Source organism: Borrelia hispanica CRI (assembly GCF_000500065.1).
GTDB classification, from domain to species: Bacteria; Spirochaetota; Spirochaetia; order Borreliales; family Borreliaceae; genus Borrelia; species Borrelia hispanica.
Map to the genome: position 1 here is coordinate 1 of NZ_AYOU01000038.1, position 8,661 is coordinate 8,661.

6 protein-coding genes and 3 pseudogenes are annotated in these 8,661 nt (G+C 33.9%); 8 read left to right on the forward strand and 1 reads right to left on the reverse strand.

Annotation, left to right across the window (positions count from 1 at the left end; translation table 11 throughout):
- From U880_RS0101035 to U880_RS0101055, 5 genes are all read left to right on the forward strand, one after another.
- Window positions 1–876: variable large family protein (locus tag U880_RS0101035; protein ID WP_024654420.1), on the forward strand; the 876-nt coding region annotated here is incomplete at its 5' end.
- Between the two features lie 175 nt (window positions 877–1,051).
- Entirely contained in the window at window positions 1,052–1,252 is a 201-nt protein-coding gene (locus tag U880_RS11640; protein ID WP_024654421.1) for a hypothetical protein, read from the forward strand.
- On the forward strand, window positions 1,215–2,198 hold the full coding sequence (locus tag U880_RS0101045) for a variable large family protein (protein ID WP_051373850.1): 984 nt from the start codon (window positions 1,215–1,217) through the stop codon (window positions 2,196–2,198). The genes U880_RS11640 and U880_RS0101045 overlap by 38 nt, the downstream gene beginning before the upstream one ends.
- Window positions 2,199–2,531: 333 nt before the next feature.
- The gene (locus U880_RS0101050) at window positions 2,532–3,551 is read left to right on the forward strand and encodes a variable large family protein (protein WP_235047972.1); all 1,020 of its coding nucleotides are present in this window, start codon (window positions 2,532–2,534) and stop codon (window positions 3,549–3,551) included.
- A 556-nt stretch (window positions 3,552–4,107) separates the two neighbouring features.
- Window positions 4,108–4,785, forward strand: a complete 678-nt coding sequence (locus U880_RS0101055) for a Vsp/OspC family lipoprotein (protein WP_024654424.1) — start codon at window positions 4,108–4,110, stop codon at window positions 4,783–4,785.
- Window positions 4,786–5,016: 231 nt separating this feature from the next.
- Here the strand turns inward: U880_RS0101055 and U880_RS12045 are convergent.
- Window positions 5,017–5,128 (reverse strand): annotated as a pseudogene (locus tag U880_RS12045) (variable large family protein); the annotation flags it as partial.
- A gap of 207 nt (window positions 5,129–5,335) precedes the next feature.
- Here U880_RS12045 and U880_RS0101060 point away from each other — a divergent pair.
- From U880_RS0101060 to U880_RS0101070, 3 genes and pseudogenes are all read left to right on the forward strand, one after another.
- Window positions 5,336–6,160: pseudogene (locus U880_RS0101060) on the forward strand (variable large family protein); the annotation flags it as partial.
- A 185-nt stretch (window positions 6,161–6,345) separates the two neighbouring features.
- Window positions 6,346–7,464, forward strand: coding sequence for a variable large family protein (locus U880_RS0101065; RefSeq protein ID WP_051373851.1), 1,119 nt, complete (start codon window positions 6,346–6,348; stop codon window positions 7,462–7,464).
- Between the two features lie 956 nt (window positions 7,465–8,420).
- Window positions 8,421–8,661, forward strand: a pseudogene (locus U880_RS0101070) (variable large family protein); the annotation flags it as partial.

Below are 8,661 nucleotides of genomic sequence, written 5' to 3' on the forward strand. Positions count from 1 at the left end.
GATATGATTACAGGGACATTGGGAATAAAAGCGGACACAAAGAAAAGTGAAATAGGGAAATATTTTAGTGATATTGAGAAGAGTATGCAAACTACTAAAGCAAAGTTAAACGAAATTTTAGAAAAGAATGGGCAATATGAAAAAGTTAAAACAGTTGTTGAGCAGTTTATTAGTGGGACTGTAGATAAGATTGCTGAGGGAGCAAAAGAAGCTGCAAAAGGGGCTACTGGTGGTGATGCTATTGGAAATGCTGTGAAAGAAGGTCAGGATGCTGTAGCGGCGGACACTACAAGTGTCAATTTACTTGTTAAGGGTATTAGGACTATTGTTGGTGTAGTTTTGAAAGAGAATGAAGGAGATGAAAAAGCTGATAAGACAATTGATTCTGATAAGAAGAAAGTTGGACAGTTATTTGCAAAGAAAAATGATGATAGAGCTCAAGATACTGAGGCAGCTAAGGCGAGTGCATCAGTAGGGGCAGTAAGTGGTGCTGATATATTACAAGCTATTGCTAAGTCCTCTGAAGCTGTTAATGTTGATGAAATTGATAAAGCAAAAAATGCAGCAGAGATTGCTATTGCTCCGGCTAAAGATGACAAAAAAGAAGTTGCAGTAGAATCAGCAAAGAAGGATGCAGTAATAGCAGCGGGAATAGCATTAAGAGCAATGGCAAAGGATGGTAGATTTGCGGCTAAGCAGGATGCTAGTGAGAAATATGCTAATGCGATTAATGGAGCAGTAGCAAGTGCGGTAAATAAAGTGTTGAGTGCGTTAGTAATGGCAATCAGGAATACGGTGGATTCTGGATTAAAAGAGATAAATAAGGTGTTAGGAGAGATTAAACAAGGAGAAGGTTTTGAGGTTAAGTCTAATTAGTGGGTGAATCAATAATATATTGAATATAGATAAAATTCTTAGATAAGAGCGTTGGCAAAGGGAGCAGTAATAAGGCTCTCTTTTTTTTATTTTAGGTATTATATGTGTTATATAAATCGTATTTTTTTGCTTTCGTTATTCCACTAAATAAAAAACAAATAAGGAGGCGAAGAAAATGAAGGTAGAGGAAATAGTAGGGAAAAGAGAAGTGGAAGAAAGAGAGGAGAAGAGAAGGAGAGGCGAAAAGAATGAAGAAAAGAGAAGTAAAGGGAATAAGAATAAGAGAAGTAAAGGGAATAAGAATAAGAGAAGTAAAGGGAATAAGAATAAGAGAAGTAATGATGATGCTGGTGATGGTGGTGATGATGGGATGTAATAGTGGGGGAGTTAGAGATCCAGAGAAAGTGTTTTTGAGTGAGATGGTAAATTTAGGGAAAGGATTTTTAGATGTTTTTGTGAGTTTTGGCGATATGATTACAGGGACATTGGGGATAAAGGCGGAAACAAAGAAAAGTGAGATAGGTGGATATTTTGGTAAGATTGCAGAGACAATGAAGGAAGTGAGAGGGAAATTAGGGAAGATTTTGGAAGAGAATGGGAATTATCCTAAGGTAAAAGAGAAAGTAGAAGAATTTATTGGGAAGATAAGTAAGATCGAAGAAGGAGCAAAGGAAGCGGCTAGTGGTGCTATTGGTGATGTAATAGGGAATGCTAAGAAAGGTGAAGATGCGAGTCCTGCAGAAGCAGGAAGTGTTAATAAATTAGTAAAAGGAATTAAAGAAATGGTTGAGGTGGTTTTAAAGAATGGAGAAGGAGATCCAAATGCTACTAAAACCGGAGAAACAGAGCAAAAATCAATAGGTAAGTTGCTTGGCACTAATGCTGCTGATGGAACAGAAACGCAAGCAGCAGCAGCGAGTGCAACAATAGGAGCAGTAAGTGGGGCTGATATATTAAGAGCAATTGCTAGTTCTTCTGAGGTTGTTAACAATGAGGTTCAGATTGATCAAGCAAATAATGCTGCTGAGATTGCTGCAGCTAAAAAAGAGGCTAAGGAGTTTAAAGGAGGCCATAAAGATACAGTTATTGCAGCAGGAATAGCATTGAGAGGGATGGCAAAGGATGGTAAATTTGTTGCTAAGACAGGTGAAGATAAATCGGCTTTTGCTATTAATGGAGCAGTGGCTAGTGCAGTAAATAAGGTATTAAGTACGTTGACAATAGCAATCAGGAATAGAGTGGATGAAGGATTGAAAGAGATAAATAAGGTGTTAGGAGAGATTAAACAAGGAGAAGGGTCTGTTGCCAAAATTAATGAATAAAAGAATAAGATAATTAGTACAATTTAGAATATAATTAAATTTTTTAATAAAAACTTAGTTAATGAGAGCAAAAGAGCTCTCTTTTTTTATTTGCAGTATTGTACTATGATTTTATGAATTGTGTTTCATATAAAGTCATATTTTTTTGCTTCTGTTATTTAAAGGAGAGCTAAGAAAAAGCTATAAATAAAGGAAAAAACAAGGAGGCGAAGGAAAGGAATGAAAGAGAAGAAAGGAATAGGAAATATAGAAGAGTGTATAAGCGAGTATAGAGAGAAGGGAAGAGAGAAGGGAAGTAAAAGAGGATTAAAGGGAATAAGAATAAGAGAAGTAATGATGATGCTGGTGATGGTGGTGATGATGGGATGTAATAGTGGGGGAGTAGAAGCAGAACAAGGAAAGAATAAATTTTTGCAGTCATTAGTTAATGTAAGTAATGAATTTTTGAATGTTTTTACATCATTTGGGGAAATGGTAGGGAGTGTATTGGGGTTGAATGTTAATTCAAAGAAATCGGATGTAGGGAAATATTTTAAGGCTATTCAGAGTACAGTAGAAGGAATTAAGAGTGGGCTTAATAAAATTGTTGCTGAAATGAAGGAAGAAAAGAATCCTAATTTAGAGGCCACTGAAAGTGCAGTAAAGAAATTGGTTAGTGAGACACTTGATAAGATAATTACTGGGGCTAAGACTGTGAGTGAGGCTATTGGTAATGTTAGTGATCTAGTTGGTGATGTTGCTCCTGATGCAGGGGTTGCTGCAGGGGCTGAAGTTAATAAACTTATAGAGGGTATTAAAGGTATAGTAGAAGTGGTACTTAAAGAAGGAGATGCTGATGCTGGTACCGATAAAAAAGCCGAGGATGGTTCTACTTCAAGGACTAATAATACTGGTGCAGCAAAACTCTTTGCTTCTGATAATGCTGGTGATGCTGCCAATGCAAAGAAGGCAGCCACCGATGCAGCAAAAGCAGTTGGTGCAGTAAGTGGTGCTGACATATTGCAAGCTATGATTAAAGATAATAAAATTGTTCAATTAGCTACTAATGCGGCTAATAATGCTGATGCTGCTGCTAATGCAAGAGATGCAGTTATTGCCGGAGGTATATTATTAAGAGCGATTGCTAAGGGAGGTAAATTTGCTAATACTAGTGATGCTGCTTCTAAAGCCGATGTTGTTGCTGCAATTAAAGGAGCTGCAGTGAGTGCAGTAATTAAGACCTTAGATACATTGACAATAGCAATAAGAAAGACAATGGATGCGGGGCTTAAAGAAGTAAAAGAAGCAATGAAAATTAATGCTAATGATATTTCTGTGGCTTCTGACAAGGGTATTTCTGGTGGCCAAAATTAAAATAATCAGAATCAATAGATCTAAAATTATATAACTAAATAATTAAATAAAAGAAATAAAATTATAAAAGAAAGATACTGCGAGTTGGGCTCTTGGTATCTTTTATTTTATGATATCAAATAAAGATGTATTTTTTTATATTTGATATCATTTTTGTGTTTTATTAAACTGCTCTGGTGAAAGATATTCAGTTTATTGTATAAAATTATACAAAGAAGGTAATGTTTTAAAAAATAAGTTTTAATTTTTTAGCATTAATGTTAATTGCGAAATACATGAGTTATTTGAAAAAAATCGAATAACAATTATCTATAGTTTTAATTATCAAACAACGTAGAGATACCCCAATATCCGTTAGGGGTATCTCTTTTAAATGTAAGAAAATCAATGACAAAGATTCAATATTTTTAAATTAATCATAGATATCGATCATCATTTATTTAAATATTTTTGTGAATTGTTATTCATTCATAACTGTATTTTTCTGTGTGCTTTCTTAAAAGAAAAGCTAAGTAAAAGCTAGAAAAATAATAAAAAAAACAAGGAGGCAAAAAGGATGAAGATAGGAATAAAAGGTGAGATGATAAATAGAGTAAATAGAGTGATGATAATGATGATGGTGGTGATGATGGGATGTAATAGTGGGGGAGTAAGTGGAGAAGGGACAGGAGAAGAAGGGAAAGCAAGGAAGGGAGATGGGAGTGTAATAGATTTAAAGGTAGTAAGTAAAAAGATAAGAGATGCGGTGGCATTTGCAGAAAGTGTTAAAGAAGTGCATACTTTAGTTAAGTCGGTTGATGAGTTGGCTAAAGCTATTGGGATGAAAATTCAAAATGGAGATACTCTTGCTGCTGATAACAATCATAATGGGGGTATACTTGCAGGATCATTTCAAATTATATCGACTGTAAAAGCTAAGTTAGACATATTATCAAAAACAAATATAATTTCTGATGAGTTGAAGCAAAAAGTTAATGATTCTAAAAGCAAAGCAGAAGCTTTTTTAGGCAAATTGAAAACCAATCATTCTGATCTTGGTAAAGAAGGAGCTACTGACGACCATGCAAAAGCAGCTATACTTGTAACAAATAATACTAAGGATAAGGGAGCTACTGAACTTGGTCAGTTAAACACATCAATTGGTGAATTATTAACAGCTGCTAACGAATTGGTAAATGATGCCGTTAAGGAGCTCACAACTCCTACTAATGTAGCAACTCCTGTTAAACCTTAATTTTAGAAGATAACCTCTGAATAAATAATTTAAGTAATATTTATAAGAGATTAGAAAGGTATATACATAAAAAATCAAGTCAGTAAAAAGGAAGCTAAGAGCGTAGTACTCTTAGCTTTTGATGTTATTTAAGGATATATTTTTTGGTTGACCTTGTTCTCTAGTGAGAATACTGCTATTGTTTGCAGGGACTGGGGTTGATAAATTAAATAAATGTAATTAATTCAATTGTAGATTATTTGCAGCCATATCCCCAAAACTCACAAAAACTTCTAAAAATCCTTTACCCCCACCAAAAATTAACCATAGAATTTAAAAACACTTTTTCCAAATCTTTTATGCCACTAATGATGAAAAGAAAACAATAAAGGGAATAGCAACAAGCTCGGTTATTAAAGATACATTGACTATTATAATAAGAAAAACAACTGATCCAAATCCCAAGTATATTAAAAAGTCTATAAAATTAATGCTATTAGTGCTAATGATACTCCTATAACTCATAATAATAAGACTTTTAAAGTTAAGAGTAAATAATCAGAATTGCAGGGTAAAGGCGGAAACAAAGAAAAGCGAGATAGATGGGTATTTTAGTAAGATAGCAGAGACAATGAAGGAAGTGAGAGAGAAATTAGTGAAGATTTTAGAAGAAAATGGGAATTATCCTAAGGTAAAAGAGAAAGTAGAAGAATTTATTGGGAAGATAAGTAAGATCGAAGAAGGAGCAAAGGAAGCGACAAAAGGTGCTACAACTGCTGCTGCTATTGGAAATGCTGTTAAAAATGAAGATGCTCAACCTGCAGATGTTACAAGTGTGAATTCACTTATTAAAGGGATTAAAGACATATCTGATGTGGTGTTAAAGGAAGGTAAAGCAGATGCTACTAAGACTGGAGATACAGAACAAAAATCAATTGGTAAGTTGTTTGGTGGTAAGGATAATGATGGAACAGAAGCGCAAGCAGCAGCCGCAAGTGCATCAATAGGAGCAATAAGTGGTGCTGATATATTGAAAGCAATTTCTGTTTCTGGCGAGGCTTCTGGTGAACCTACTATTGAGCAAGCAAAGAATGCAGCAGAAATTGCGGCTGCTAAAAAAGAAGATAGTAAAGATCTTAATGCAGCAAAGAAGGATGCAGTAATAGCAGCAGGTATAGCGTTAAGAGCAATGGCAAAAAATGGTAAGTTTGTTGCTAAGAATAATGAGGATAAATCAGCTAATGCAATAAATGGAACAGTAGCAAGTGCAGTAAATAAGGTATTAAGTACATTGATTATAGCTATCAGGAATACAGTAGATTTGGGATTAAAAGAGATAAATAAGGTATTGGGGGAGATTAAGCAAGGAGAAGGTACTGAAGCTAAGGCCAATTAATATGTGAATTAGTTAGTATATATAAATATATGTAATAGTTATTAGGTAAAAAGGCTAGTATAGGGAGCAATAAGGCTCTCTTTTTTATTTTCAAGATTGTATATGTTATATTAAGTCATATTTTTTTTGCTTTCGTTATTCCAAGAAAAGCTATAAAAAAAGATAAAAATAAGGAGGCGAAAAGAATGAAGAAAAGAGAAGTAAAGGGAATAAGAATAAGAGAAGTAATGATGATGCTGGTGATGGTGGTGATGATGGGATGTAATAGTGGGGGAGTAAAAGGAGGAGAGGGGAAGGTAGACTTAGCAAAGAAGAATAGTTTTTTAGAGTCATTAGTGAAGATAGGAGAAGGGTTTCAGGAGATTTTTGTTGGTTTTGGAAGTGCAATAGGGGATGTATTTGGGTTTAATGTAGTTAAAGTGGGGGATAAGAGAAGTAAGGTAGGAGAACACTTTGAAAAGATAAAAAAAGGTTTGGAAGGGATTAATGAAAGGTTAAAAGGGCTAGTAGGTAAAATTTCTGGTGCAAAGAATGCTGATGTGAGCACAATTGAAGTTGTCAAGGGTTCCATTACAGGAGCAAATGAAGTTTTTGGCCAGTTAATTGGGGCTTTAACTAAATTGGCTGGTGTAACTAATGATGGTGATGATATTGGTCATAATGATAATGCCGCTGCTGCTGGTGCTGAAGAAGTTAGTGTTAAAACTATTATTGCAGAAGTTAAAAACATAATTGATATAGCAGAGAAATCTGGAGTGAAAATTGATGCAGGGAATGCTGGTGGACAAGTAACAGCTGCTAATAATACCGCTGCTCCTGCTGTATTTGGTGGTCATAATAATGCAGCTGCTGGTGCTGGTGCTGGTGATAAGCTAGCATCTGAAGTGTCAAAAGCTGATCCATGGGCGATGATTGACAAGATTAAGAATGCTACCGCTACTGCTCCTGTTACTCTTGCTGCTAACAATAATCATGAAGTCGGAACATTAGTAGCTGCTAATGCTAATGCTAATAATAATAACTATGGTGTAAAAACCAATGCCGATTTAGCAGCGGCGGTAGCTCTTAAGGCCATGACTAAAGGTGGTAAATTTAGACCTGATAATGGAGATGTTGGTGCAGTGAAAGCAGCAGCCGCAAGTGCAGTAAATAAGGTATTAGGCATCCTTGATGTAATAATTAGGAAAATAGTAAGTAGCAATCTAGAGAAAGTAAGAGAAGCAGTAAAGGGAATAAAGGATTCTGAGATTTCTGGGATAAATGCTCCAGAAGCTGGTACTACTCAACCTATTGCTAATAATTAAATAATAAAGTTATTTTAAAGGGAAACACTTTTCTTTTTATAGAGGAGATTTGTTTTCCTTTTTTTGTATTTTAGTATCTTAAATAAGTTAAGAGAGAGTTATTTCTTTTGATTAAATTTGTAATATCTTCAATAACATCACTGGTACGGTACCTGTAGTAGTAACATATTCCTAATTCTTTATAAAAATACTGTTTATTGAAACTAAAAGTCTTATGTCTTAGCTTGGGGGGAATGATTTTATAAATGTTTTTATGTCTTTTGGGGATATACTTCTGCAGTTAAAGGATCGGGGGCTAGCAAGTGCTGTTAATAAACATCATTAACATTAATTTTCATAGCTCTTTAATATTTTCTTAAGTCCTATATCAATTGTTTCTCTCATTGCTATAATTAATTTATCTAATACTTTATATCACTGCTGATAATAAGACACCTAAAACTAAAAGTAAATAACAGAATTCATACAAAATAAATAAACAAATAATAAGAGTTGTTAAAGAGAAACACTTTTCTCTTTAATGAGTAAAGTTATTTTCCTTTTTTGTATTTTATTATGTTTGATTACACATTTCTCATTTTTTTGTTTGATAATTGTCTTTTCTTCATTCTTTGTTCATTGATGTTGTAAGATTTTGTAAAAAATATAATGAATTATAAAAAGTAAGCTTTAATATTTATATGAGATATCTTAGTTATTTTAAGATACTTAATGGTTCCCAGGTATAATATTAATTTAGTATGGTATAAAAAAATACATTAAAACTTGCGAAAAGCCAATATCTTACATAATAGTATATATAAAAATGTAGAAAAGTCTAGCTTGAATAGAGAAAAAATGTGCAGTAGTTGCGTATCGTTATATAAATTATATTTCAATAAATCGTATCATCGATTTGATTTGCCCTTGTTTGCTTTTTATTAGTTTTGCCTTTTAGTCTTAATAAAACATGCAAAAAAATTGTTGCTGATATGAAAAGAGAGGAAAATCCGAATGCTGAGGGAGTAGAGAGTGCAGTAAAGAAATTAGTTAGTGAGACACTTGATAAGATAATTGATGGAGAGGCTATTGGTGATGCTAGTGACTTAATTGGTAATGTTGCTGTTGGTGGTAATAATGCTGCTGGGGCCGGAGCTAAGGGTGATGGTGTTGAAAGCTTAGTAAAGGGATTTAAGTCAATTGTGGATATAGTACTTA